The 1442-nt window shown below is 64.8% G+C and carries 1 protein-coding gene; it reads right to left on the bottom strand.

The genetic code is table 11. The features are described from left to right. Nucleotides 1-61: 61 nt before the first annotated feature. Nucleotides 62-1363: an IS256 family transposase gene (locus ABZ484_RS38705; protein WP_358870635.1), complete on the bottom strand. Its 1302-nt coding sequence runs from the start codon at nucleotides 1361-1363 to the stop codon at nucleotides 62-64. Nucleotides 1364-1442 lie beyond the last annotated feature (79 nt).

Raw genomic sequence — 1442 nt, 5'->3', positions numbered from 1 at the left:
GGGAGTGTCTTGTTTTTCGTGTAAGCCCTGATGTTGATGCTTCTCGTGGTTGATTCGGGTGTTACTGATTGTCGATGACGCGGTCGCCGTAGAAGCCGGCGAGGGTGTTGATCGCTTCCTTCCAGTTGTAGGTGCGGCCGGTGGGGTTGCGCCGGTTGGGCTGGCGGTCCCGGATGACGAGGTAGAGGACCTTCAGGGCTGCTTCCTCGTTCGGGAAGTGTCCCCGGCGGCGAGTGGCTTGCCGGAAGCGGGAGTTGAGGGACTCGATCATGTTCGTGGTGTAGACGATCTTGCGGATCTCGGGCGGGAAGCGGAGGAACATCACGAAGTGTTCCCAGCTGCGGCGCCAGACCCCGATCAGGGCCGGGTAGCGGGCTCCCCAGATCTCCTCGAACTCGGCGAACCGCTGCTCGGCGGCGTCGACGGTGGCCGCCGTGTAGACCTGGCGGAGTTCCTTGGCGATCTGCGACCAGTGCTTGGTCGAGGCGTACTTGAGACTGTTGCGGACCATATGGACCACGCAGAGCTGGATGTCCGCGAGCGGCCAGATGTTCTGGATCGAGTCCGGCAGCCCCTTCAGCCCGTCGCAGCAGGCGATCAGGACGTCCTCGACGCCGCGGTTCTTCAGCTCCGCAAGCCACGTCATCCAGGTCTTGGCGCCCTCGCTGCCGGAGCCTACCCACATGCCCAGCACGTCACGCTCGCCTTCGAGATTGATCCCCACCGCGATGTAGACGGGCCGGTTGGCGACCGCGCCGTCGCGGATCTTCAGCACGATCGCGTCGATCATCACCACCGCGTAGACACGGTCCAGTGGCCGTTGACGCCAGGCGTCCAGCTCCTCGGTGATCTTGTCGGTCGCGCGGGAGATCAGGTCGCGTGAGACGTCCACGTCATAGATCTCCGCGAGATGGGCCTGGATCTCACCCGTCGTCAGGCCCTTCGCATAGAGCGACAGGATTGCCTCGTCGAACCCCTCCACCCGGCGGGCGTGCTTGGGCACGATGGCCGGGCTGAAGGAGCCTGTCCGGTCCCGGGGAACGTCGATCTCCACCGCGCCGACGTCGGTCAGGACCCGCTTCCTTGACGTGCCGTTGCGGGAGTTCCCCGACCCTGCCCCGGCTTTGTCGCCCTTCTCGTAGCCGAGATGCCCGGTCATCTCGGCCTCCAGCGCGCCTTCCAGGACCAGCTTCACCAGCCCCTTGAGCAGGCCGTTCTCCCCGACCAGGTTGAGTCCCTCGCTGCGGGCCCGGTTCACCAGTTGCTCGGCCAGCTCCCGGTCCTGCTCGGTCAGTCTCGCCAACTCGGCCCCCGTGCGTACGATGTTCGAACTCTCGCGGGGACGCTCGTCCTTGCTGCCCATCCGTGATCCTTCCCGGCAGAGACCGCATCTCATGCCAGACGGTTCACACCAGGACATACACAAACTTCAGGACAGTCCC

It is taken from the genome of Streptomyces sp. NPDC006393, assembly GCF_040628575.1.
GTDB lineage: Bacteria > Actinomycetota > Actinomycetes > Streptomycetales > Streptomycetaceae > Streptomyces.
Note: the sequence above shows the minus strand (reverse complement) of the source record. Positions and strands in the feature narration are given on the sequence as shown.

What these genes read in the sequence shown, in the direction of transcription:
- ABZ484_RS38705 (WP_358870635.1), bottom strand. Translation starts at nt 1,363, where the DNA reads ATGGGCAGCAAGGACGAGCGTCCCCGCGAGAGTTCGAACATCGTACGC.